21 protein-coding genes are annotated in these 24,678 nt (G+C 44.2%); 6 read left to right on the top strand and 15 right to left on the bottom strand.

The features are described from left to right. The 5 genes from QL919_RS13250 to QL919_RS13230 all read right to left on the bottom strand — a co-directional run. Positions 1-214 (bottom strand): GTP-binding protein (locus tag QL919_RS13250; protein ID WP_290189954.1); only part of this gene is annotated, 214 nt, incomplete at its 3' end. 239 nt (positions 215-453) lie between these two features. Continuing rightward, positions 454-2,580: an elongation factor G gene (gene fusA, locus QL919_RS13245; protein ID WP_290189953.1), complete on the bottom strand. Its 2,127-nt coding sequence runs from the start codon at positions 2,578-2,580 to the stop codon at positions 454-456. A gap of 348 nt (positions 2,581-2,928) precedes the next feature. After that, positions 2,929-3,402, bottom strand: a complete 474-nt coding sequence (rpsG, locus tag QL919_RS13240) for a 30S ribosomal protein S7 (protein WP_290189952.1) — start codon at positions 3,400-3,402, stop codon at positions 2,929-2,931. Positions 3,403-3,609: 207 nt separating this feature from the next. Then, the gene (gene rpsL, locus QL919_RS13235; RefSeq protein WP_183621325.1) at positions 3,610-3,984 is read right to left on the bottom strand and encodes a 30S ribosomal protein S12; all 375 of its coding nucleotides are present in this window, start codon (positions 3,982-3,984) and stop codon (positions 3,610-3,612) included. Between the two features lie 437 nt (positions 3,985-4,421). Then, positions 4,422-5,567 (bottom strand): EcsC family protein, encoded by a 1,146-nt coding sequence (locus tag QL919_RS13230; protein ID WP_290189951.1) that lies wholly within the window; start codon positions 5,565-5,567, stop codon positions 4,422-4,424. A 710-nt stretch (positions 5,568-6,277) separates the two neighbouring features. Here QL919_RS13230 and QL919_RS13225 point away from each other — a divergent pair. Both QL919_RS13225 and QL919_RS13220 read left to right on the top strand, forming a co-directional pair. Further along, entirely contained in the window at positions 6,278-7,513 is a 1,236-nt protein-coding gene (locus QL919_RS13225; protein ID WP_290189950.1) for a beta-ketoacyl-ACP synthase II, read from the top strand. A 3-nt stretch (positions 7,514-7,516) separates the two neighbouring features. Next, complete coding sequence (locus QL919_RS13220; protein ID WP_290189949.1) at positions 7,517-9,166, top strand: anthranilate synthase component I family protein; 1,650 nt, start codon at positions 7,517-7,519, stop codon at positions 9,164-9,166. 105 nt (positions 9,167-9,271) lie between these two features. Here the strand turns inward: QL919_RS13220 and hisC are convergent, their stop codons facing one another. The 8 genes from hisC to QL919_RS13180 all read right to left on the bottom strand — a co-directional run bounded on the left by hisC (position 9,272) and on the right by QL919_RS13180 (position 17,468). Beyond that, complete coding sequence (hisC, locus tag QL919_RS13215; RefSeq protein WP_290189948.1) at positions 9,272-10,405, bottom strand: histidinol-phosphate transaminase; 1,134 nt, start codon at positions 10,403-10,405, stop codon at positions 9,272-9,274. Between the two features lie 99 nt (positions 10,406-10,504). Beyond that, positions 10,505-11,800 carry a histidinol dehydrogenase gene (gene hisD, locus QL919_RS13210; RefSeq protein ID WP_290189947.1) on the bottom strand — a complete coding sequence of 432 codons (1,296 nt, stop codon included), beginning with the start codon at positions 11,798-11,800 and terminating at the stop codon, positions 10,505-10,507. Positions 11,801-12,102: 302 nt separating this feature from the next. Next, positions 12,103-12,798: an ATP phosphoribosyltransferase gene (gene hisG, locus QL919_RS13205; protein ID WP_290189946.1), complete on the bottom strand. Its 696-nt coding sequence runs from the start codon at positions 12,796-12,798 to the stop codon at positions 12,103-12,105. A 185-nt stretch (positions 12,799-12,983) separates the two neighbouring features. Next, on the bottom strand, positions 12,984-14,252 hold the full coding sequence (murA, locus tag QL919_RS13200) for a UDP-N-acetylglucosamine 1-carboxyvinyltransferase (RefSeq protein WP_290189945.1): 1,269 nt from the start codon (positions 14,250-14,252) through the stop codon (positions 12,984-12,986). 111 nt (positions 14,253-14,363) lie between these two features. Continuing rightward, complete coding sequence (locus tag QL919_RS13195; RefSeq protein WP_290189944.1) at positions 14,364-14,615, bottom strand: BolA/IbaG family iron-sulfur metabolism protein; 252 nt, start codon at positions 14,613-14,615, stop codon at positions 14,364-14,366. 165 nt (positions 14,616-14,780) lie between these two features. Then, complete coding sequence (locus tag QL919_RS13190; protein ID WP_290189943.1) at positions 14,781-15,788, bottom strand: alpha/beta hydrolase; 1,008 nt, start codon at positions 15,786-15,788, stop codon at positions 14,781-14,783. Positions 15,789-15,875: 87 nt separating this feature from the next. Next, a complete protein-coding gene (locus QL919_RS13185; protein WP_290189942.1) occupies positions 15,876-16,706 on the bottom strand; it encodes a BON domain-containing protein in 831 nt (276 codons plus the stop codon). A 276-nt stretch (positions 16,707-16,982) separates the two neighbouring features. Further along, positions 16,983-17,468 (bottom strand): YraN family protein, encoded by a 486-nt coding sequence (locus QL919_RS13180; protein ID WP_290189941.1) that lies wholly within the window; start codon positions 17,466-17,468, stop codon positions 16,983-16,985. A gap of 169 nt (positions 17,469-17,637) precedes the next feature. Here QL919_RS13180 and rsmI point away from each other — a divergent pair, with 169 nt between their 5' ends. Together rsmI and QL919_RS13170 are read left to right on the top strand one after the other, a co-directional pair. Further along, on the top strand, positions 17,638-18,597 hold the full coding sequence (gene rsmI, locus QL919_RS13175) for a 16S rRNA (cytidine(1402)-2'-O)-methyltransferase (RefSeq protein WP_290189940.1): 960 nt from the start codon (positions 17,638-17,640) through the stop codon (positions 18,595-18,597). Positions 18,598-18,648: 51 nt separating this feature from the next. Beyond that, positions 18,649-19,668, top strand: coding sequence for an adenosine kinase (locus QL919_RS13170; protein WP_290189939.1), 1,020 nt, complete (start codon positions 18,649-18,651; stop codon positions 19,666-19,668). 145 nt (positions 19,669-19,813) lie between these two features. On the opposite strand, the gene QL919_RS13165 is transcribed toward QL919_RS13170, so the two are convergent. Both QL919_RS13165 and nfuA read right to left on the bottom strand, forming a co-directional pair. After that, positions 19,814-21,124, bottom strand: coding sequence for an aminotransferase class V-fold PLP-dependent enzyme (locus QL919_RS13165; RefSeq protein WP_290189938.1), 1,311 nt, complete (start codon positions 21,122-21,124; stop codon positions 19,814-19,816). A gap of 247 nt (positions 21,125-21,371) precedes the next feature. Continuing rightward, positions 21,372-22,055 (bottom strand): Fe-S biogenesis protein NfuA, encoded by a 684-nt coding sequence (gene nfuA, locus QL919_RS13160; protein WP_290189937.1) that lies wholly within the window; start codon positions 22,053-22,055, stop codon positions 21,372-21,374. Between the two features lie 602 nt (positions 22,056-22,657). On the opposite strand from nfuA, the gene QL919_RS13155 reads away from it, so the two are divergent. Both QL919_RS13155 and QL919_RS13150 read left to right on the top strand, forming a co-directional pair. Further along, a complete protein-coding gene (locus tag QL919_RS13155; RefSeq protein ID WP_290189936.1) occupies positions 22,658-23,674 on the top strand; it encodes an alpha/beta fold hydrolase in 1,017 nt (338 codons plus the stop codon). A 226-nt stretch (positions 23,675-23,900) separates the two neighbouring features. Beyond that, entirely contained in the window at positions 23,901-24,530 is a 630-nt protein-coding gene (locus tag QL919_RS13150) for a glutathione binding-like protein (RefSeq protein ID WP_290189935.1), read from the top strand. The last annotated feature ends 148 nt before the right edge of the window (positions 24,531-24,678 follow it).

The following is a 24,678-nucleotide window of genomic DNA, read 5'->3' as shown; positions in this document are numbered from 1 at the left end:
TGTCATATTCTACGTGTGAGGTGTTGATGGTGATGCCACGTGCTTTTTCTTCTGGGGCTGAGTCAATTGACGCGTAGTCTTTGGCTTCGCCACCAGAGGTGATTGCTGCTACGGTTGCGATAGCGGCAGTTAGGGTTGTTTTACCGTGGTCAACGTGTCCGATGGTGCCGACGTTAACGTGTGGCTTGCTGCGTTCAAACTTGGCCTTTGCCATGGGTAATTCCTCTTTTTTTGGGGTCAGCGCTCAACTGATATAAATACTAAATTTCATGTAGATATAACAATTAAAGCAATACTGGCCACATTAAAATAGTTGTTAAAAAGGTGCACATACTAATGTGCAGATATTATAAGAAAATCACGGCCAATAACAAGTCTTTTAACCAATTATTGGCGGATTCTCTAGTGACAATATAAAGATATGCCCTATATTGTCATATTAATACGTTTTATTTACTCGTCATCATCTTTAGAGTTGAACTTAGAGATGATAGATTCTGCAACTGATTTTGGAATCTCAGCGTACTTTTGGAATTCCATTGAGTAAGTTGCACGACCTTGAGACATTGAGCGCATTTGTGTGGCATAGCCAAACATTTCCGCTAATGGTACTTCAGCACGAATCTGCTTAGTGCCACCAGGTAGATCTTCCATACCCTGAACCATACCACGACGACGGTTAAGATCGCCCATGATATCGCCCATGTAATCTTCAGGCGTTTCAACTTCTACTTTCATCACTGGCTCAAGTAGTGCAGGGTTTGCTGCCATGAAACCTTTACGGAATGCGATAGAACCAGCCATTTTAAATGACAACTCATCCGAGTCAACATCATGGTAAGAACCGTCATACAACGTTGCTTTTACGCCAACGATTGGGTAACCAGCAAGTACGCCGTTTTTCATGCGCTCTTGAATACCTTTATCAACCGCACCGTGGAATTCTTTTGGTACCGTACCACCAACAACTTCTTCAGCGAATTCATATAGAACTTCGCCCGCCGGATCCATAGGCTCAAGGCGTAACCAAACGTGACCGAATTTACCACGACCACCAGTCTGACGTACGAACTTACCTTCTTGTTCAACAGTGTTACGAATCGTTTCACGATAAGCAACCTGCGGCGCACCGATGTTTGCTTCAACGTTGAATTCACGCTTCATACGGTCAACAAGAATTTCCAAGTGTAGCTCGCCCATACCACTGATGATCGTCTGACCAGACTCTTCGTCAGTATGTACACGGAATGATGGATCTTCTTTTGCCAAACGACCTAAAGCAATTGACATTTTTTCTTGGTCAGCTTTAGTCTTAGGCTCAACCGCTAGGCTGATAACTGGATCTGGAAATTCCATACGCTCAAGCGTGATCACATTTTGCTCATCACATAGCGTGTCACCAGTGGTTACATCTTTCATGCCAACTAAGGCTGCGATATCACCAGTACGAATCTCTTCAAGCTCTTGTTGAGCATCTGCCATCATCTGAACGATACGGCCAACACGCTCACGCTTCATCTTAACAGGGTTATAAACACTATTACCTTGCTTTAGAACACCTGAATAGACGCGAACGAAGGTCAAGTTACCAACGAACTTGTCGTTCATGATTTTGAACGCTAATGCTGCGAACGGCTCGTCATCTGATGCTTCACGAGTGCCTTCAGACTCTTCTTTGTCATCAAGGATACCTGTAATAGCTGGTACGTCCATTGGCGCAGGAAGATACTGAATAACCGCGTCCAACATCTTCTGTACACCTTTGTTTTTAAAGGCAGTACCACAAAGAAGTGGAATGATTTCGTTGTCGATGGTCAATTGACGAATGGCAGTATTGATTTGCTCTACTGACAATTCACCATTTTCCAGGTATTCATTCATCAATTCTTCTGATGCTTCAGCCGCGTTCTCTACTAGATACTCACGATATTCTTCCGCTTTTTCTTGTAGCTCTACTGGGATTTCGCGCTCTTCATATTGCATACCTTGAGACGCTTCGTCCCAATAGATGGCTTTCATAGTCACAAGATCAACAACGCCTTCAAAGCTGTCTTCTTTACCAATTGGAATAACCAATGGTACTGGCTTGCCGCCTAAACGTGCTTTGATTTGGTCTGCCACACGGTAGAAATCAGCACCAACGCGGTCCATTTTGTTTACGAATGCCAAACGTGGTACTTTGTATTTGTTCGCCTGACGCCATACGGTCTCAGACTGTGGCTGAACGCCGCCCACTGCACAGTAAACCATGCAAGCGCCATCAAGTACACGCATAGAACGTTCAACTTCAATCGTGAAGTCAACGTGACCTGGGGTGTCAATGATGTTGATACGGTGTTCGTCAAACTGTTTTGCCATACCTGACCAAAAACAAGTCGTCGCCGCAGAAGCAATGGTAATACCGCGCTCTTGTTCTTGATCCATAAAGTCCATGGTGGCTGCACCATCATGTACTTCGCCAAGCTTGTGGCTAACACCGGTATAGAACAAAACACGCTCAGTTGTGGTCGTCTTACCAGCATCAATGTGCGCTGAAATACCAATATTGCGATAGCGCTTTAGGGGAGTTTTACGAGCCATAGTGTTTTCCTAGGGAAATTCGTGTATATAATAATGTGTTGTTTCTCTACCTCATACTCTATGACAAAGCGGACAGCTTCGTAATATTACTTACTGATTATTGGGCCTAATACGGACAACAAAAGAGCAAATACTAAGAATATTGCGGCATAAAATTTGGGATATTTCCTGATGGGTCAGCTCTATTGTTGAGAACGGTACTTTTCAGAAAACATCTTGATAGATGTCCGCCACCGCAGCTGAAAACAGGCTAAGCCTTTTAACAACTGGATAAATGATGGCGGCAATCAGTAGAGCAGAAAATATAAGATTAAGTAAATCAATCTTTAACGCTACTTTAGTAGCAGCTTAGAAACGGTAATGAGAGAATGCTTTGTTAGCATCAGCCATGCGGTGAACTTCGTCACGCTTCTTCATGGCATTACCTTTACCGTCAGCGGCATCATTCAATTCGCCTGCAAGACGCAGAGCCATTGATTTTTCAGAACGCTTAGCGGCAGCTTCAGCTAACCAACGCATAGCCAAGGCAGTACGACGGGAGGGGCGTACTTCCATTGGTACTTGGTAGGTTGCACCACCAACACGGCGAGCTTTTACTTCTACCATTGGGCGTACATTTTCTAAAACTTCTTCAAAGAAAGATACTGGATCTTCGATGTTGCGTTTTTCACTTACTGTCTCAAGTGCACCATAAACGATACGCTCAGCAGTAGATTTCTTACCATGGCTCATTACATGGTTGATGAATTTTGCAACGGTTTGGCTACCAAACTTAGGATCCGGTAGGATCTCACGGGCAGCAATGACGCGACGTCTTGGCATAATAAATTTCCTTGTCTTCAGGAGTGTCCAACATTCACAACATCACACTCGTCATAATAGAACGTAGTCGTGCGTTGCCAGTTAGCCTTACTGCATGGTGGTATGTTGAAAGGTAAACCGTCCATATAATAATTTATATCGACTATTCTCACCGTTAACACCAAACCCATGCACAGTTATTGGGTAGTGCAAAAAGCTAAGCTAATATTAAGCTTTAGGCTTCTTAGCACCATATTTAGAGCGACCTTGCTTACGGTCTTTAACGCCTGCGCAATCTAGTGCACCGCGAACAGTGTGATAACGTACACCTGGTAGATCCTTTACACGACCACCGCGGATAAGAACAACACTGTGCTCTTGTAAGTTATGACCTTCGCCGCCGATGTAGCTTGATACTTCATAGCCTGAAGTCAAACGTACACGACATACTTTACGCATGGCTGAGTTAGGTTTTTTAGGGGTAGTAGTATATACGCGAGTACATACACCACGACGTTGTGGGCACGCTTCCAACGCAGGAACTTTTGACTTTTCCTTGATGGTTTTGCGACCTTTACGAATCAATTGGTTAGTTGTTGCCATAAGGCATCCTTCTCCCGTTTGGTATAAAACAAAAAAATGGGCCAATGCACCATTTATCTGACATTTCTGACAGATTTTGGAACACCCATTTTTAGGACAGTGTATTATAAAGAGTTGTTGCTGCTATTTCAACCACTTATGAATGGTTTCACTTTACAACATTCGATAGATATGCATTCAGCTTACTACTATACCACTTTATTTATTTTGCACTACTCATTAGGCAAAATATAACGTGTCAAAAGCCAGCTTAAGCACTATTCTGAAGATGTGTTTAGGACTAGACAAATACTACTTTATGATAAATAAATGGCGATAATCTCTTATTTTTCAAGAGCCATGGCTCCAAAACAATAAGATATATCGCCACTTAACATCAGATGTTCATCAAAGACGTTCAACACACCATTAAAGCGACTTCAGTATCATTCACAAAGTTACTTATTCTTATTCTCAGACTTCTGCTCGCTTGATGGTTCAGCACCATTCTGCTTATCTGCTTTTTTTGTTTCCTCTTTCTCTACATCTTGCTCTTTATCTGATTGTGTGTTTTTTGACGTTTCTTGCTTTGAATTTTCTGACTCGTCTTGTGTTTGCTCATCACTATTAGCTTTGCTGACTTCAGCTTCACTGCGGCTGTCATCAGTGATAGCACGGTTTGCAAGCTTGGCTTCTGGTGCAAAAGTCGCTTGAGCAACACCAATCACTTCATCAATCAATTGGCTATTATAACGCATGCCAACAACGACTGCCGTAATAGGTATAAAACGACGAATCCATGTTAGGTTGATTTGATCTAAGTCCACACCCACTTGACTGGCAATACTATCCACTTGCTCAGCATAGTAATTAACATTTTTATTTTTTAGACCTAAATTTTTCAGTTCGCTATGCAAACCACGGCTTTGCGCATTATCTAATAGACCTTTACCAACCCCCATACCTGCTAACAAAGCTTGCTTCTCTTGCATCTTGCTTAGGTCAGCGTTTGATAGCAGCTCGTAAGCCATTTTGACACCTTGCTTACCTGTGAGCGGTTTATTGTAGACAGCAGCAAGCTGATAAACGGTACGTAGAGAAACCAATAGCAACCATAGCGTATCAGCGAGCAGTCCTGGTAGCCCCGCTAAACCGGTCAGACCGCCCATTGTTGCAAGCGCGCGGTTTTGATTGGCGATATCAGTGGCGAGTGCGTAGCGCTGACCATCATCTAAGCTATCGATATTGGCAAAACGATGCTCATTTGGCAAATCAAGCTGACTCCAACTAGAAGCAAGCTTAGCCAATTGTGCAAATGCACTATCGACAGTCGATTGAAAAAAACTATTTGGAACGACTTTTTTGGCATATTTGCCATAGGTAGCAAAGCGTGGACCTAGCAGCTGCTGAGTGGCTTTTAACGTTTGCTCACGAAACAAATCTTTTTGGTAGTCTTCATCACCAAGATTGACCGCTTTATACTGACGCGGCTTACTGGCTTTGGCATTCATACCATCAATTGCAGCGCCCATACGCTCGAGATTGCCACGAGTAAAAGAGCCAATAGTGGTGATACCTTTAGAAAGAGTGCTACGCTTTGCCATCGTGATTTCCTTAAAGTGATGATTGATTTGGTTTTATTGTATTGTAGAGTATTTTGCTACTGATATTTTTTACTCATACTTTTTTGCTCATAAGAATGAGCGTTGTTATTGGTAGAGCATCATTCTAGCGAAACACTGTTATCACTGTCAGTGCGAACAATGTTATTGCACTCACAAATTTTGTATCTAAAAGTATGACTTATTTACAAGCATCATATTTCTGACTCTATTGCTGTGATATGGCTGGCTCTACTTTATATCACCTACTCTACTGATATCTAGCCAGTATCTTATGAACGACCCGTACCCGCATATTATGCTGGGTAAGTTTGTATTATCCTACGCACTACCATGTGACTGCTAATGCTCAGTAGAGACTTACTTACTTCTTATCTCATTTCAGCAGCCGTTATTTTGTCGTTATTTTGCATGTAGCCAAAGATTTTAAACCCTTGATACGTTATCATATGCCATAATTCAAAGTACAGTTGTACTTTTATTCATCGACCAGCATTTATAGCGAGCAGTGTCTGATTTTGATATATGGTTTTGACCACTATAATGACTTCCAAATAAGCACTTAGCGTCTAAAACCTCTTTAGCATTTTTTATTAGAGCTAAAGATATTGGGCGTTGAGTAATAGTAGTAAATATTTAAAAGCGATTGTAAGATATTTATCAAATAAATCGTTACTCATAAGGAATAGAATATGCGCCGCGTTGTTATCACTGGAGCAGGGATTGTCTCTTGTATCGGACATGATTTAGCCACTGTCACTACTGCTCTTCAGCAAGGGCAGTCTGGCATTACATTTAACGAGTCTTATGCTGAGCATGACTTCAAGTCACATGTGAGCGGCAGTATTGATCAATCAACATTGAATACCAGCGGTATCAACCGTAAACTAAAACGGTTTTTTAGTGATGCCAGTCTCTATGCCTATGTTAGTGCGCTAAATGCCATTGAGCATGCTGGTTTGTCACTTGAGACTATTAATCATAATCCGCGAGTCGGTGTGGTCGCAAGCTCGGGCGGGGCCTCAACAGAGAATATCGTCAATGCCATCGACGCTATGCGTGAAAAAGGTCTGCGCGGTGTTGGTGCGATGGCGGTACCAAAAACCATGGGCAGCTCGGTATCCGCAGCACTGGCCACTGGGCTAAAAATTCAGGGCGTTTCTTATTCGTTGAGCTCTGCATGTGCAACATCAACGCATTGTATTGGTCATGCCGCTGAACTTATTCAATTAGGTAAAGCTGACGTCGTACTTGCTGGTGGTAGTGAAGCGGAGCACTGGACACAGTCTTGCATGTTTGATGCCATGGGCGCGGTCAGCACCCAATATAATGACACGCCGAAACGAGCATCAAGAGCCTACGACAAAGACCGAGATGGCTTTGTGATTGCTGCTGGTGGCGCAATGGTGGTGGTTGAAAGCCTTGAGCACGCCCAAGCACGCGGTGCCAATATCTTAGCGGAAATCGTCGGCTATGGTGCTAGCTCTGATGGGGCTGAGATGGTTGCGCCAAGCGGTGAAGGTGCCGTACGTTGTATGCAACAAGCATTGGCCGAAGCCAAATTAGAAAGCGTTGACTATATCAACAGTCATGGTACCAGCACACCGTTGGGTGATATTACTGAGCTGAAAGCCATCGCTAAAGTATTCGGTGACGATATCAGTAAAGTACCTGCTATCAGCTCAACCAAATCTATGACGGGTCACAGTCTTGGTGCCGTTGGCGCGCAGGAACTGATTTACTGCTTACTGATGCTGCAAGAAGGCTTTATCGCCCCAAGTATCAATATCAAACACCTAGACCCCGATGCTGAAGGCTTTGATATCGTCACTGAAAAGCGTGATGTTGAGCTTAACACGCTGATGAGCAATAGCTTTGGCTTCGGCGGTACTAATGCCACCTTAATTATTAAAAAGTTTGACGCCTAAATAATGCCTGTAGAGAATCATAATATCAAACAGATAAACCCTGCCCCATCGCCAGCTACTCAACCTAGCTGGCGTTTTGGTGAACTGAGTGCTGCAGAACTGATGCCAATATTAGAGCCGCATCTAATGGCACAGGATGATGAGGCGAACTGGCAATTGGTCTGGCTGAATAATGATGGACGGTCAGTGATTGGATTGCTCCCTAAAGTTAGCTGGTCTGTTTATTTCGATGCGACTGATAATAAGCTGTCTAGTCTGCAACCAACCGTCTATAAGGTGATAAAAAATTGCCGTATTAATGATACCGATAACCATAACGTTATCACCTCAGTGCGTATGAGCTATAGCGAATGGCAAGATGAATTGATTGCTTACAGTCGAGCTTATGAGCCTTGTAAGGCTTATTCAAAAGTAATGAACGAGGTGAATGAAAAACCAAGCTATGCTCATGGTTTAATAGGTTTTATCGGTTATGATGTTGCCGCTCATGAATTGAGCCCTTCTAGCAGGATTGAGCTGGCAGCACAGCCCTGCGCCATATTAGGGCATTATGATATATATCTAACGCCCTGTGATACTAGCAACGGCTGGACGTTAAACACGATAGACCTAGAGACTGATAGCAATGCAACACTCGCAGCGCTCATATCGTATCTAGATATACTAGACTATGCACTGGCTGATACCATAAAAACCACCAACTCTATGGAACGCCCACTAACCCCCTTGGTGTTGAATGCGCGATGGCATCAAAAAGACTATCAATTGGCTTTTAACAAAACCCAAGACTATCTACAACAAGGTGATTGTTATCAAATCAATCTCACACAGGAATGGACCAGCCATATTGCCAACAACAGCGATAATTCAGCAGTCCTGATAGACTACTTACCTGCCCTACACTTAAATACGCAAGCGCCCTTCGCCGGCTATATGCACGCCAAGTACTCTAACAATAATACAGCTACTAATGAGCCTGAACATCAGTTTGAACTATTAAGCTGCTCGCCTGAGTTGTTTTTTACTTTTACTAAAGATACTGATACTGGTGCAAACTATATCATTACCAAACCTATCAAAGGCACCATGCCTCGTAGCAGCAATCCTACACAAGACAATAAATACAAACAGCAACTCATCGATAGTGAAAAAGACCGCGCCGAAAACGTCATGATTGTTGATTTGCTGCGCAATGATTTGGGTAAATATGCCAAAATTGGCAGCGTAAAAGTACCGCGATTATTTGCCATTGAGAGCTTTAGCAATGTTCATCATATGGTCAGCACCATCAGCGCAGAGCTAAAAACAGATGCTCACCCGTTAACCGTGTTATTTGGCAGCTTACCTGCCGGCTCCATCACAGGTACGCCCAAAAAACGCGCCGTTGAGATTATATCTGAACTAGAAGATGCAGCGCGCGGCGCTTATTGTGGCACATTGGGGTATATGAATTTCGATGGCAGCGGTCAATGGAATGTACTGATACGCACTCTACAGGCAACTACCTCATCCAGTCATGAGCTAGAAAAAGCCAGTCGCGTCAGTTTATGGGCGGGTGGCGGCATCACTGTCGCCTCTGACTGCGCCTCTGAATATCAAGAATGTCTGGATAAAGTAGGCAATCTGTTGTCAGTATTGGCTCAAGAGATATAAAATAACCATGTGAAAAGTGCTATACACCTACGACAAAAAAGAAAGCCTGCGCAACATAATGTTGGCAGGCTTTTTTAATAGGAAAATATCACGTACTAAGATTGATTAATCAGCAGCGACGTCAGCATTTGCCTGTAAGACTTTTAACGCATCTAATAGACGCTGGTTTTGCTCTGCCTTACCGATGGTAATACGCAGATACTCATTAATGCGCGGCTTATCAAAATGACGCACAATGATACCTTGCTCACGTAATTTATCAGCCACTTCGTTGGCATTACCCTCTTTAGGGCGGGCGAACACAAAGTTGGTATGTGATGGTAACACGTCATAGTCCAATGCTTTTAAGCCTGCCGTCAACGACTCACGTAAATCAATCACTTGCTGACGCGTTTGCTCAAAATACTCTACATCCAAGACACTGGCTGTTGCTCCAGCTTGCGCCAACTTATCAAGTGGATAACTATTAAAGCTGTTTTTCATACGCGTTAAAGCTTCAATCAACGAGGCATTACCAAACGCCATACCAACACGCAATCCAGCGAGAGAGCGTGACTTTGAAAAGGTTTGAGTCACAAGAATATTGTCGCATTCATTGATTAAGCTAACCGCTGATACACTGGTCTCTGAACTGCCTGCTTCCAGTTTAGCAAAGTCGATATATGCCTCATCTATCACAATCACTGAATTTGAATGCTCACCTGCAAGCTTACGAATATCAGCAAGCGATAAAAGCAGCCCTGTTGGCGCATTGGGATTGGCAATAATGATACCGCTACACGGCTGACGATAAGCATCAGGGTCAATACTGAAATCTGCTTCCAGAGCAATCTGTACGAGCTCTACGCCAAATGTCTGGGCATATACTGGGTAAAAGCTATAGCCAATATCAGGCGATAATACGGGACGCTCTTTTAAGAAAAAGCTGGCAAATACCAGTGCCAATACCTCATCTGAACCATTACCAACGAATACTTGGTTGCTATCAATGTCATATAGCTGAGCCAAAGCAGCACGTAAATCATCAGATTCGGGTGCTGGATATAAGCGCAGCTCATCCGCTTGCTGCTCTAAGACTTTGGCGATGGCCTCGCCGACTTTTGGTGATGGCGGAAAAGGATTCTCATTGGTATTCAATTTGCACAGATTGTCATGTTGCGGCTGCTCACCTGGCACATAAGGTGATAGATTGCGTGCTTTGGACGACCAAAGTCTGGTGTCTATCTTTGACTCACTCATAAGTTATCCTACTATTAGCCACAAAGACTATTAAAATTAAATGTCTAAAAATAAATATCGAACGTGTTTATAAAAAGTAAATGCCTAATGATTGGTGTATTACTGATAACGATAACGGGCTGAACGCGCATGGGCTTCTAAATCCTCACGCTGCGCTAAAATATCTGCCGTCTCCGCCAATGGCTTACTACCGGCTTCGGTACAATAAATAATAGAGGATTTTTTCTGAAAATCGTAGACACCTAGCGGCGAAGAAAAACGCGCAGTACCCGATGTCGGCAGTACATGATTGGGTCCAGCACAGTAGTCACCAATAGCCTCAGGCGTATGACGTCCCATAAAAATAGCACCCGCATGACGAATATCATTGAGCAGCGCATCAGGCTCATCAACAGACAACTCTAAATGCTCAGGGGCAACGCGATTAATCACCGCTAGACCTTCGCTGCGGTCCTTGACCAGAATCAGCGCGCCACGGTTCTGTAGTGAGTCTCGAGCGATATCCGCTTTTGGTAATTCTGCCAGTGCTTTTTCAATCTCTGCCGCCACTTCTGCGAGCTGCTCGCTACTGGTCGTCACAAAAATAGCTTGGGCAATACGGTCATGCTCAGCTTGTGACAATAAATCCATCGCTAGCCAATCAGCGCGATCTTGCACCTCACCTTCTGCATATACCAGTACTTCAGATGGGCCAGCTATCATATCGATACCAACTTGCCCAAATACTGCCCGCTTGGCGGCAGCGACATATTTATTGCCTGGGCCCGTGATTTTATCCACAGCTGGTATCGTCTCGGTACCATATGCCAATGCAGCAACGGCTTGTGCACCGCCAATGGTGAATACGCGGTCCACTTGTGCCAAATGAGCAGCGGCCAATACCAATGGGTTGAGCACGCCTTTTGGCGCTGGCACAACCATGATAACCTCAGCGACGCCTGCCACTTTAGCAGGAATGGCATTCATCAGCACTGAAGAAGGATAAGACGCCAGTCCGCCTGGTACATAAATACCTACTCGATCTAACGGGGTCACCTTTTGACCCAAACGATTGCCCAACTCATCTTCGTATTGCCAAGTTTCTTGCACTTGACGCTCATGGAATGTCTGAACGCGTGTCGCTGCCGTGGTCAATGCGGTCTTTACACTTTCATCAAGATTGGCAAACGCTTCAGCAAGCGCCTCTTGAGACAGCTCTAATTCTTCCATCGTCGTTGCTGGATGCTGATCGAATTGCTGGGTCAACGCTAGTACCACACTGTCTCCATCATGACGCACTTGCGCGATGATATCATCAACCGTCTTTAACAAATCGGCATCATTGACGGTTTCAAAGGCAAGTAACTCTGTGAGTTGGCTATCGAAATTGGCATCTTGAGTGCTTAACTGGCGCATGACCTAATCCTATGTCTGAGCATAAAAACTGCTAAAAATTAACGATGTTAAAACAAGGCGTACTGAGCATTTATAATCGTTGTGATGGCTGACATGCCGCTGATGAATAGTAATACGATATACATTATACTGAGATTTTATATTCTAACAGACCAACACAACAAAACCAGTTTAGCACGCTATGTCTATCATAGAGCGCCAAACTGGTTTAAAAATTTGTATGACAGTGCTTGATATTACCAATGATTGATATCGTGTCATCAGGCACTGATTTATTGGGCATCAATGGATAGAACATTGATTTATGAAGCGCTGGCGATGCTGTTTTTAAAGCTGTCTAGAATTGGCTCAAGTAGCGCAAACTTACGCTTATAGCTGACTTGATTGACGATAAGACGTGAAGACACATCACAAATATGGTCGCGAGCCTCAAGACCATTCGCGCGCAAAGTATTACCGGTATCGACCACATCGACAATGAGGTCGCCCAAGCCAACCAACGGTGCCAGCTCCATAGAGCCATACAGTTTAATCACATCTACTTGTTGACCTTGGCTAGCAAAGTAAGCGCGGGCCACATTGACGTACTTGGTGGCGATACGCAGACGACGATTGGGTAATGGCGCATCTTTCACCCCAGCCGTCATCAGCTTACATTGAGCAATCTGCAAATCAAGCAGTTCATAAACGTGATTGGCGCCGTGTTCAAGCAACACATCTTTACCAGCCACCCCAAAGTCCGCCGCGCCATGCTCTACATAGGTAGGCACATCACTGGCACGCAGAATTAGTACACGTACATTAGGGTTTGAGGTCGGGAAAATAAGTTTGCGTGAGGCTTCAGGGTCTTCTAGCAAATCAACCCCAGCAGCGCGTAGCAGGGGCATCGTCTCTTCTAAAATACGACCCTTTGACAAAGCCAGCGTTAAGCCTGAAAACTCATCATTTACTTCATTTAATAAACCATCACTCGGTAGATTGTTGCTTGCTTCAGTCATAATGACATCTTGTCCATGTACAGTTGGCACCCCTATTAAAGGGCTTTAATTTATTATTGCTAAGCGACTCATTCAAACCTCGATGGCACTTACTTTGAACGCCAATGACTTGATAAATTCAGTCATTATAGTATCGGTTATTCATGTATCGAGGTTTAGTGGGTCAATCAATATCAGTCGTTGGTTTAATCGTTAGTATTGATACGTTCAATATTAACGCCAAGCGCACGCAGCTTTTCTTCAACATGCTCATAACCACGATCGATATGATAAATGCGGTCGATTAGGCTTTCACCTTCAGCCGCTGCAGCTGCCATTACCAATGACATCGATGCGCGTAAATCAGTCGCCATGACAGGAGCTGCCGTAAAGTTTTCAACACCTGTTACGACCGCTGCATGACCATCCACTTGGATAGATGCACCCAAACGATTGAGCTCAGGCACGTGCATATAACGGTTTTCAAAGATATTTTCGATAAAGGTACTGGTGCCATCTGCCAAACAAGATATCGCCATTACTTGCGCTTGCATATCAGTTGGAAAGCCAGGATGCGGCTGAGTGCGAATATTTACAGGTCTTGGGCGACCAGTCATTTGGGCGCGAATCCAATCATCACCTGTGGTAATCACAGCACCCATATCTTCGAACTTTTCTAACACGGGCGTTAATAATAATGCAGAGGTATTTTTGGTCAACACATCACCGCGCGTCATCAATGCACCAGCGAGATAAGAGCCTGTCTCAATACGATCAGCCACTACTGAATACTCACAGCCATGCAAGCGCTCAACGCCTTCAATAGTCATCGTCGAGGTGCCAATACCGCTTATTTTTGCACCCATTGCCACCAGCATATTGGCCAAATCAACCACTTCTGGCTCAAGCGCACAGTTACCTAGTACAGTCGTCCCTTTAGCAAGCGCGGCCGCCATGATAACGTTTTCAGTACCGCCAACCGTAATCATATCAAATGAGAAGTTACAGCCAATCAGCTTGCCGCCTTTTGGCGCTTGTGCTTTTACATAGCCATTCTCTACGCTAATCGTCGCACCCATGGCCTCAAAGGCTTTTAGATGCTGGTCAACAGGACGTGAACCGATAGCACAGCCACCTGGCAATGACACTTCTGCTTCACCAAAACGTGCCAGCAGCGGACCTAGCACTAAAATCGATGCGCGCATGGTTTTGACCAAATCATATGGCGCATAGAAATTATCGATATCCTTGGTATCGCAAATGACCGTATCACCTTGCTTTTGAATCTTGATACCCATGCCACCAATCAACTCAATCAACGTGCGCACATCTTGTAAAGATGGCACATTGTGCAATGTCGTTGGGGTCTCGGCCAATATCATAGCGGCAAGCAATGGCAAAGCGGCATTTTTGGCGCCCGAGATAGTAACTTCCCCTGCGATACGACTACTACCAGTGATTAAAAATTGATCCATAGAAGTGACAACCTAGCAATGAGTATAAAATAATGGAAATTAAACTGATAAAACCGAGCCTCTTAACTGACCAGCTTAGCAAGTCTAATCATATGTAATGGTTATAAAGTTTTAGACTTTTGACTGAACTTCCCATTCAGCAGGCGTCAATGCCTGAATATTAAGCGCATGAATATCGCCACTCGCAATCTTATCATTAACTAACGCATATACTGCTTGCTGACGTTGAACCGCGCGTTTGCCTTCAAAGCTGGCATCGACCACGCGTACGTCAAACTTATTACCTTGATTGGCAGCTTGAATAAAAGCGTCTGGGAAGTGAGTCTGTAAAAATGCGATCAAATCGTCAGCGTTCATGCTCATAAAATATTCTGCCTTACATTAAAATAGTATATAGAATTAAAGTGCCGACATTATAACAAGAGTTTGACTATCTTACAGTACTGTCTTACGCAACTGCCTTTAAGTATTAGTCACCGTATCTAACCTAAAACAACGAGAGTGATAAACACTCATCGTAGCGACCCTCTACTTCATCGTCTTATCCAAATACGTCAATACTTGCGCACGCACATCATTGACCCAGCGTAGCCGCGGCGCCATCGCACCGATACTGGTCGCATGACTCGCACCTGCGATTTCGCCTGTTTCTACTTTGACGCCAGCATCTATTAGGGCCTGTGTCATTTTGATGGTATTGGTCACATGCACGACTTTATCTTTTTCGGCCGTTAATAATAAATACGGTGGCTGCTCGCCTTTGATTTGACGGTCGGGCATCACTGTATCTGGCGTGGCATTTGCTCCAAAAGCAGTTCTACTGCTAAATTTACGGAAATCATAGCTGTAAGGACCAGCAATCCCAATAACAGCAGCTATGTCTGTGGGTTTAAAACCATAAGGCGCTAAGAAGTCCTCATTGGCAACAGCAGCAACGGCATTAAAGGCGCCAGCAGAATGACCAATGACAGCCAAACGCTTCGGATCAGCCTGCAGACTAGCGGCATTGTCTAAGCTCCAAGCAATGGCTTGCGCCGCGTCTTTGACATAGTCAGGATAGACATACTCAGGGGCTTTACGATAATTAATCACTGCAGTGACATAGCCTGCTTGCGCCAAGCTCTGACCGACAAAGGCGTATTGTTCCTTGTTACCACTTTCCCAAGAGCCACCATGCACAAACACGACCATTGGATAGCTGTTGTTAATAGCGCCATCATTGGCAGTTTTTTGGGCTTTCATCGCTTTCGCTAAAGATTTGGGGTAGTAAATATCCAAGTCTTGGGACGGCTGATCACCATACATGATGTTTTTACTGACACCAACGCCGCCGCTGGAGGTGATTCCATTGACAATGGCCAGTGGTGATAACGCCTGCGCATTTTGGGTAGCTAGTGCAATACCACCTATCGTTAGTGCCGCCACACCCGTAAATTTTAGTAGCCCTACTTTGTTAGCAACATGGTTAACCATGCTTTCATGATTGATTGGACTACTTACTTTATGATGCTCTGTGCGCTTGCCTATATCTTTCATTGCCAGTACCCCTATTCTATTATTATTTAGTCAGTCATCAGATAATGGCGAATGCGCAATAACCAACTTTCATCATAAACACGCTTGCTACTGATTTTTATAAAGGTCGATATATGGGCTTGATGATGGTGGTGCGACGGTTGTACCATCTTCGGTAATCACAATGGGGGTCGCTGTAGCAACGTTATCTGTCTCAGCAGCGGCACCTTCAACGATTGACCCTTCAACAACTGGCACTGCTGTCGGAGTGGCCAAATTATTCTCATACATGATGTCGTCCTCCCCTATCTTTACGCCTCTATCGTCGACAACAGTGGTCAACAATACCAGCTCAGTCACACCGACAGTACTATTGGCGATATCGATAAGATGACTTTGTTGCGTGGGTGTCATGCGCCCCATTATGTAGACCACACCGTTGTTGGTCACTGCTTTAATTTGCGAGGCTTTGACGCCGTTACTAGCGGCTATCTTTGCCAGTAGCTTGGAGGTGATATAACCATCGTGAACCGTTGAGCTATAGCCTTTAGAAGCACTGACTGCCAACTCGTTATACACGCGGCGTACATCTGGCATGGAGCTGAGAACTTTTTCGACCTCTGCTTTGATTGCTTCCGTCGGTACTTCCCCTGTCAGCAACACTTCACTATTGAAACTATCAATGCCCATGCGGCTGGTATGCTGCAAATCTTCTTTTAAACCATAGACATTAATCTTGGCGGTGTGCTCAATACTACGATCGAGCAAACGCTGTGGAATGGTGCGCTCAGTCATCGGCACCCCGTAAGTGCCTTGGGTACTGTTGGTCAGATAATTGGTGGTACAGCCCGTACTGATAACGCTAGCCATCAGCATAATGCCTATCACAGTGCGGCGTGGTGAGCCAAAAATAGCAGTGCGCAAATGCATCCGTGTCATTATTTACCTCTTAGAACATAGTGATGACGATTATACAAATCTTGTGAATCTAGCAGTGAGTCATTGATAGCCCAGCTTAGCTTAACCTAGCTACTTTACTTGAATTTTTACCGCCAACGGTTAGGTTTTTGGTAACGATTACTGGCTGGCAGACTTTATTCGAGCAATTTGTTATGGGGTTTTGATAGCGTGGTTTTTATGGTATTACTTCTCATCGTATTGTTTCTATATAAACGCTTCTATCTCATGACGCACAAAATACAGCCTTGATACCTATTACCATGCGCTCGCTATAAAAGCACCTTGGAGCCACTCTGGTTGATTGGTTAGTCGATGCTCTTGTTGTTTGCTGTTGGCAGACGTTTCATAAGCAATGACATCGAACCGGCATTCATAATTCCTATACTCAGGATGCTGCTGCAAAAAATATCGCGCTGTTTTAATCACTTTACGTTGTTTACTTGCCGTCACGCTGAGCGCTGCATCGCCAAACCCTGAGCGCTGTCTTTGACGCACCTCAATAAACACCAACGTTGACCAAGCCGTACCTTTCTCCAACATCACCAAGTCCAGCTCGCCAGTATTTGCTTTATACCAGTTTTGAGCAATCAACATCAATCCTTGACCCTGTAAAAACTCACATGCCAGCTGTTCAAAAAAGCTACCTTGGCGCTGTTTTGGTGAGGTAAGAGTCAAAGGTTGATGATTGGACATGAGCACACTTGGTCTGGTTAACATTTCAGAATTATCATAGCACAACATGATAAACTAACCACTTTCGCGCCCTCTATGTGTAATTTTAGCCAACCTTTACACTCACTATTTGAGTGAAAAGACCATAGTCACTAATTCTACAGTGAGTGGTGCCGCATTTTTTAGCATTCATTTCTCACTCTTTTTTAATTCTCTTTTTTCATACCTCGAGGTTTTCATGTCTACCCCTACTGCGATGCCAGCTTGTCTATATATCGTTGCCACGCCGATTGGTAATATGAGTGATATGACGCCGCATGCGATTGATGTCTTAAAACAAGTCGCTATCATCGCCTGTGAAGACACGCGCACCTCAGGGAAGCTATTGTCACATTTTGGTATTCATACCAAAGGCAATAAAACTGATGACGCCAAAGAATCAACAGCGCCCTATGTTGAGGATAGTGATACCAACAGTACTGATGGCACAGCCAAGCAAAAAGGTCATAACAAACTATGGGCCTATCATGAGCATAATAGTGCGATTCAGACACCCAAAATCATTGAAATGATTCAGCAGGGACATTCGGTCGCCCTTATCAGCGATGCGGGCACGCCCTTGGTCAGTGATCCAGGCTATCAGCTGGTGCAAGCGGCACATGAGGCAGGTGTCACCGTCTCCCCTATCGTTGGCGCTTCTGCTGCCATCGGTGCACTGTCAGTGGCAGGTCTACCATCAGACCGTTTTAGTTTCATTGGTTTTTTACCAGCAAAAACCCATGGTCGACAAAAACAGCTCACCGCACTGCTCTCACGCACTGAGACGTTAATATTTTATGAGGCGCCGCATCGCATTATTGCTAGCTTAGAAGACATGGCGGCGATATTTGGCGCGGATCGTGAGGTGACATTTTGCCGTGAATTGACCAAAACTTTTGAGACGGTGCATAAGAGCACGCTTGGCAGTTTGGTTGAATTCGTCAAAGCCGATGACAATCAACAGCGCGGCGAAATCGTGGTAGTGGTCGCTGGCGTCAATGTGGCGCAGGATACAGACGATATCAGTATTCATGATAAATTATTGCAGCGTCTGCTTGAGGACTTATCCGTGAAAAAAGCCGCAGCATTGGGCGCAGACATCACAGGGGTAAAAAAGAACGCCCTATATCAGCGTTTACTTGAGCTACAGGCTGAATAGCTTTTAAATAAAAAGATGTATCATTCTAAATTAATTAAGGAGAGGCAAGCAATGTACGACGTAATGGCAATAGGTAACGCTTTGGTTGACCACGAATATCTGCTGTCAGATGCCGCATTGGACGAGACTGACTTGACCAAAGGTAATATGACCCTAGCAGGTATCGATGAACAACAACAACTACTGGCTTACTTTAAGCTTGCGGAGATTGAACCCTCAAAACAAGCGGGCGGTGGTTCAGCAGCCAATACGATGTACGCTTTTGCTAGCCTAGGTGGCAGACCATTCTACGCGTGTCGTGTCGGCGATGACAGTCAAGGTGAGTTTTATCTTAGAAACTTACATGACGCTGGTGTCGCCACCTCAGAAAAATCTATCCATCAGGGCGGTGTGACGGGCTCATGTGTGGTGGCAGTGACCGAAGATGGTGAACGTACCATGCAGACTTACCTTGGTACCTCAAGCGAAATCACTGCTGATAATGTCGATTTTGATGCATTGACACAAGCAGACTGGCTATATATAGAAGGCTACTTGGCGATGACTGAGAGCATTCAACCAGCGATGACCCAATTGCGTCAACAAGCAGGTGTTCATAATGCAAAAATTGCGGTTAGCTTTGCTGATCCGGCGGTAGTGAAGTTTGCCAAAGCGGGTCTACTCAATATGCTTGGCAATAAAGTCGCGGTGATATTCTGTAATAGTGAGGAGGCCAAGCTATTCACGGATAAAAAACAAGTGAAAGCAGCAGCACGTGCATTGCTTGATTATTGCCAAACGGCAGTCGTGACTGACGGCCCTAATGGGGCAACCATCGCTCATAAGCCTGACGACGAGTCAGAGATTGAGATTTATGAAGTAACTACGCCATCTGTCGCCAATGTCATTGATACTAATGGCGCAGGTGACAACTATGCTGGTGCATTCTTATATGCGTTATCGCAGCACTACAGTTTGCCAGAATGTGGGCGTCTAGCCAGCGAAGTCGCCGCCCAAGTGATTCAACAATTTGGTCCGCGACTCGAGTCACAAGACTATAAAAATATCGCTCAGCGCGTGTTATCTGCTTAATCGTTCAATCAATAAAAAATCGTAAGCGTGTCATCCCATCTGCCATTTATAAAAAAGCCCATATCAATCGATATGGGCTTTTCGTCTCTTAGCATAAATTCATGTCAGTGTATATTCATCTCAGTTACAGTGAGCGCTTTTCATATTAAGCAGAAGCCAATGCTTGCTCTAAATCAGCTTTGATATCGTCAATATGCTCGATACCAATCGACAAGCGCACCATATCTTCACTGACGCCAGCTTGCGCAAGTTCTTCTTCATTCAACTGACGGTGAGTAGTGGTGGCAGGATGGCTGGCTAGAGACTTTGCATCGCCAATATTCACCAGACGCGTGATAAGCTGTAGCGCATCAATGAAGCGCGCGCCCGCTTCACGCCCGCCTTTCACACCAAAGGTCAAAATAGCAGATGGCGTGCCTTTCATATATTTCTGCGCCAACGCATGGTCTGGATGGTCAGACAAGCCTGCATACTTAATCCAAGCCACTTTATCGTGATTCTTTAGATACTCAGCCACTGCTTGAGCGTTTTGCACATGACGCTCCATACGCAAACTCAAGGTCTCAATACCTTGAAGAATACTAAAGGCATTCAGCGGGCTTAAAGCAGCTCCCGTATTACGGAGTGGCGCAACACGAGCACGGGCGATAAAGGCCGCAGCGCCGACGTCTTTGACGAAGTTGACACCATGATAGCTCACATCTGGCTCATTCAAGAGTGGAAAACGTTCAGGATAATCACCCCACGCAAAGTTGCCGCTATCGATAATGGCACCACCAATAGACGTACCCGTACCGCTCATGTATTTAGTCAATGAATGCACCACGATATCGGCACCAAACTCAAACGGACGGCAAAGCGCTGGCGTCGCTACCGTATTATCAATCACGACAGGCACACCATATTCGTGGGCGACATCGCTGACGGCTTGAATATCGATAATATTACCCAGTGGGTTACCGATACTTTCTGCAAAAACCATTTTGGTCTTGTCATCGATTAAGTCACGAATAGATTCAGGGTTTTGATGGTCAAAGAAACGTACTTCGATACCTTGACGCGGCAGGGTATGCGCAAACAAATTATATGTGCCGCCATACAGCGTCGATACTGCCACAATATTGTCACCCGCTTCACAGATGGTCTGCACTGCATAAGTGATGGCTGCCATGCCAGACGCAACTGCCAGACCACCAATACCGCCCTCTAGTGCTGCTACTCGCTCTTCAAGCACCGCATTGGTTGGGTTCATAATACGGGTATAGATGTTGCCTGCGACTTTTAGATCGAATAAGTCTGCACCATGCTGAGTATCATCAAAAGCATATGAGCTGGTATGATAAATAGGTACTGCCACCGCTTTGGTCGTAGGCTCTACGGTATAACCCGCATGAATGGCTAGGGTCTCTAAACGTTGCGTGTTTCCTGCTTGCTTGGCTGTTTGTTCATCACTCATACTAAACTTCCTTATATAATCAAAATTATGAATCAGCGTCTTATAGATTAACTATCGTACCGACTTAAAAATGGCGTAAAAAACCACCTCAAAAAGCTATCACCTAAATCATAGCAATAAAAAAAGCTGAGTTCATCATAACTCAGCTTCTTTATTAAAAGAATAGCAATTTATTCATCTCTTAATGACAAATATTCATAAGAGATAAAGTTAATCGGTATATTCATTTGCCAATCAAGACCAGCCTTTACTTGTAATACGCATTTTCAGTAAGGGTGTGATCCGTCTCATCGATGACTTGGGTCAGCTCTGGAATTTGTTGCTTAAGCTGCACCTCAACCCCTTGACGTAAGGTCATGTCGACCGCTGAACACCCTTGGCAACCACCACCGAACTTCAATACAGCGGTCAGGCCAACGCCTTCTTCTTCGATGAGCTCAAGCAATTGTACATCACCACCATGCGCGGCCAAGCTTGGGTTAATCTCAGACTGCAGCACATAGTTGATACGCTCTTCGACACTGGCATCTGCACCGACTTTTGGCACTTTAGAGTTCGGTGCGCGGAAAGTCAGCTGCCCACCAAAACGGTCTTTATTATAGTCAATCACTGCATCTTCTAAATACGGCACAGAGGACGCTTCAATAAATGCAGAGAAATTATCATAAGTCAAAACCAAGTCAGCGCTGTCTTCTTCACCTGGTTGGTTATACGCCATGCAGCACTCGGCGCGGGGCGTACCCGGATGCTCAACAAAAATACGGACGCCAATACCATCGGTATCTTGCTTAGACAACAAATCTGCCAAATATCCTTGGGCTGACTCAGTAATAGTGATGTTGCTTTTCGCTTCAGTTTGCTCAGTATCTAGCGCTGACTCATAGTCTGCAGACTGGTCTAACTGGTTATCAGCTTGGTTGTGCTCACTCATAATATTTCCTATGTGTTATGACACAAACGCTCTGTCTGTTATGGCTACTGTGTCGTGAATTTTGAATTTATATCAATAATGTAGTGTATCAATAACAACGGTCTGTCAGTGTATTGGCTGATTAGAAAGCGGCTTTCTCGTCGCCGTTATCTCGTAGAAGTTATAAGGTTTTATTCATTTTATAATCGCTATTATAACGTACTCAGACGACAATTCCGACTGCGCTACTGTGAATTCAACAATGCCCATCATAAATGACTGCTATCGGTTTTATTAATGGCATTGAATACAGCATCGCTGATGATTGGTGTGTCACAGTCTATATAAAGGCAACCCTACCATTTATCAAGCACTCTAAAGCGCTAACGAGTGATACGCTTAACAACCCTTCACCCTAATGAGCAATACGTTAAAAATAACTTAAAAGGCATTGGCTTTAAAAAACATCTATCATTTGCTCACCACTTTGATAGGTATCAACATGACGATTATGAAAAAGCGCACCTCACAGATTAGTCAACTATGGTATAACTAAGCGATGGCTTCATGCCTATTTTGATTAGGACACGCCCTAGAACAATTTGAGTTTAAGAGAGCGCTTTATGATGACACAAACGCTAAATCTGGTGATGACCAAGGATGGTGAGCAAATAGCCGTTTGGAAAATAGAAAACAGTGTAAAAAATGGCGCAAAAAAAACAACGAAGACCGACACATTTAACGCCAAACATGCTGTCGTGAAAGCACAGAATATATTTTTGACACATGGAACGTTTTCAGACAAACAAACCTGTCTGAAAATCGCAGAGTATCTGGCCTCTATTGGTCACCAGTGCTACATCATGGAATGGCGCGGTCATGGTGATAGCTCAATACCCAAAGAAAAATTTAACTTTGAAACAGTAGCCACTTATGATTATGAGGCGACTTTTCGCTATTTTTTTGAAGAATTAAAACTCAACAATCTGCACTGTGTCACTCATAGTGGTGGCGGCGTTGGTCTAGCAATGTTTTTGATTCAAAACCCGCGCTATATTGATAAAATTAATAGCGCCAGCATATTTGCCTGCCAATCCTTTGGGGCAGTATCAAACCCCGTCAGCTATACCAAGATACTTACCGCCAAATTATTGACACGACTATTTGGCTATATTCCTGCAAAGAGGCTCAAACTGGGGCCTTTTAACGAAAGCTACTATACGATGAACCAGTGGTTTGATTGGAATCTACAAAAAAACTTCAAAAGTAGTTTCATCAAACAAAGCGACGTTGATAACAATGAGCTTGATAAGAATGCAATCAATAAAGGTATTACTCGACAAAACACGACTCAGAAACATACTGCTGATGATAACTATTTCGACTATCGACAGCACATGCCGATGATTACGATACCTATTTATGCCATCAGTGCCAAAGGCGACAACTTCATCTCTCCCACCTCTGGTTGTCAGTTATTTTTTGATGCCTTTGGTAACTCTACTAATGTCTTTCGGGAATACTCGCTCAGTCGCGGTGATTTAGATGATTATACCCATAGCCGCATTATGATTAGCCGCAATGCTGCAACAGAGGTTTGGCCAACGGTCGTTGCTTGGATTGAACAGCACGCAAGCTGACTTTATAGTGGTTATGTCATAGCACTTAAGTAGCTTTTACGTCAGGTTTGTTGCGTCGCTGTATTTACGACACCGTTTTTTATCAAATCCGTTTTCACGATTACACCTATTACATCTATCCAAATGAACGTCACATAAGATAACTGAATATACCTATATGATTGGTTACGCTTAATATCGTCAATACAATGATATAAATAAACAATTATAAATAAAGAAGTATTTTATGAAGTTATATGTGATACCAGGTACGTGTGCAGTGGTTCCACATACCGCACTTGAATGGACAGGCGCTGATTATGAGCTTGAGCTGTTAGATCACGATTCAGTCAAATCAGAAGAATATCTGCGCATCAATCCACAAGGTGCGGTACCTGCGATAGTGGATGGCGAAACAGTCGTCACTCAAAACATTGCGACTCAAGTCTATATCGATGCCAGCCATCCTGATGCCAATATCTTTGGTCAAAACGACTCGCCAGCTGAAAAAGCAGAACTGATGCATTGGTTAGCATTTATAAATGCTGACTTGCATAAAGCATTTGCCCCGCTCTTTGGTCCAGATGGTTTCGTTGAAGGTGATTCAGCACAACAGAGCTTAAAGGAAAAGGCCAAAGAAAAAATTGCGCATCTGCTTAGACTGCCAAATGAGCAGCTGGGTAAGCATGACTATCTCACAGGTACCAAGACAACTGCTGATGTTTACCTATATGTGACCTTAACATGGGCGAAGAAGTTTGAGATTGACCTATCTAAATACAGTCATTTCAACGACTTTATCAAACGTATGGAGGCTGATAAAGGCTTAACAGCCGTTATTGAACAGCAAGGTATAGAGAAGATTGAGTCACTCTAAGCTGCTAAGTTAACCCTTCACATGAACCACCCACCACCTATAGAGGTAGGGGTTTCTTAGGTAATACCCATACTTGATACGATGTTTTGTATCAGCGGTTAGGCAAATGGACTAAGCTAACCCCGTCGTACCGACGGTTTTGATTGTT

It is taken from the genome of Psychrobacter sp. APC 3426, from assembly GCF_030408035.1.
Lineage (GTDB): Bacteria > Pseudomonadota > Gammaproteobacteria > Pseudomonadales > Moraxellaceae > Psychrobacter.
This window is presented reverse-complemented; position numbering and strand designations above follow the sequence as displayed.

Coding starts and splice junctions, on each gene's coding strand:
- fusA (WP_290189953.1), bottom strand. CDS start 2,580: ATGGCTCGTAAAACTCCCCTAAAGCGCTATCGCAATATTGGTATTTCA.
- murA (WP_290189945.1), bottom strand. CDS start 14,252: ATGGATCAATTTTTAATCACTGGTAGTAGTCGTATCGCAGGGGAAGTT.
- hisD (WP_290189947.1), bottom strand. CDS start 11,800: ATGCGCCAGTTAAGCACTCAAGATGCCAATTTCGATAGCCAACTCACA.
- QL919_RS13185 (WP_290189942.1), bottom strand. CDS start 16,706: ATGACACGGATGCATTTGCGCACTGCTATTTTTGGCTCACCACGCCGC.
- QL919_RS13170 (WP_290189939.1), top strand. CDS start 18,649: ATGTACGACGTAATGGCAATAGGTAACGCTTTGGTTGACCACGAATAT.
- hisC (WP_290189948.1), bottom strand. CDS start 10,405: ATGAGTGAGTCAAAGATAGACACCAGACTTTGGTCGTCCAAAGCACGC.
- rpsG (WP_290189952.1), bottom strand. CDS start 3,402: ATGCCAAGACGTCGCGTCATTGCTGCCCGTGAGATCCTACCGGATCCT.
- QL919_RS13180 (WP_290189941.1), bottom strand. CDS start 17,468: ATGTTGTGCTATGATAATTCTGAAATGTTAACCAGACCAAGTGTGCTC.
- QL919_RS13190 (WP_290189943.1), bottom strand. CDS start 15,788: ATGAAAGATATAGGCAAGCGCACAGAGCATCATAAAGTAAGTAGTCCA.
- hisG (WP_290189946.1), bottom strand. CDS start 12,798: ATGACTGAAGCAAGCAACAATCTACCGAGTGATGGTTTATTAAATGAA.
- QL919_RS13220 (WP_290189949.1), top strand. CDS start 7,517: ATGCCTGTAGAGAATCATAATATCAAACAGATAAACCCTGCCCCATCG.
- rpsL (WP_183621325.1), bottom strand. CDS start 3,984: ATGGCAACAACTAACCAATTGATTCGTAAAGGTCGCAAAACCATCAAG.
- QL919_RS13155 (WP_290189936.1), top strand. CDS start 22,658: ATGATGACACAAACGCTAAATCTGGTGATGACCAAGGATGGTGAGCAA.
- nfuA (WP_290189937.1), bottom strand. CDS start 22,055: ATGAGTGAGCACAACCAAGCTGATAACCAGTTAGACCAGTCTGCAGAC.
- QL919_RS13195 (WP_290189944.1), bottom strand. CDS start 14,615: ATGAGCATGAACGCTGACGATTTGATCGCATTTTTACAGACTCACTTC.
- rsmI (WP_290189940.1), top strand. CDS start 17,638: ATGTCTACCCCTACTGCGATGCCAGCTTGTCTATATATCGTTGCCACG.
- QL919_RS13165 (WP_290189938.1), bottom strand. CDS start 21,124: ATGAGTGATGAACAAACAGCCAAGCAAGCAGGAAACACGCAACGTTTA.
- QL919_RS13225 (WP_290189950.1), top strand. CDS start 6,278: ATGCGCCGCGTTGTTATCACTGGAGCAGGGATTGTCTCTTGTATCGGA.
- QL919_RS13230 (WP_290189951.1), bottom strand. CDS start 5,567: ATGGCAAAGCGTAGCACTCTTTCTAAAGGTATCACCACTATTGGCTCT.
- QL919_RS13150 (WP_290189935.1), top strand. CDS start 23,901: ATGAAGTTATATGTGATACCAGGTACGTGTGCAGTGGTTCCACATACC.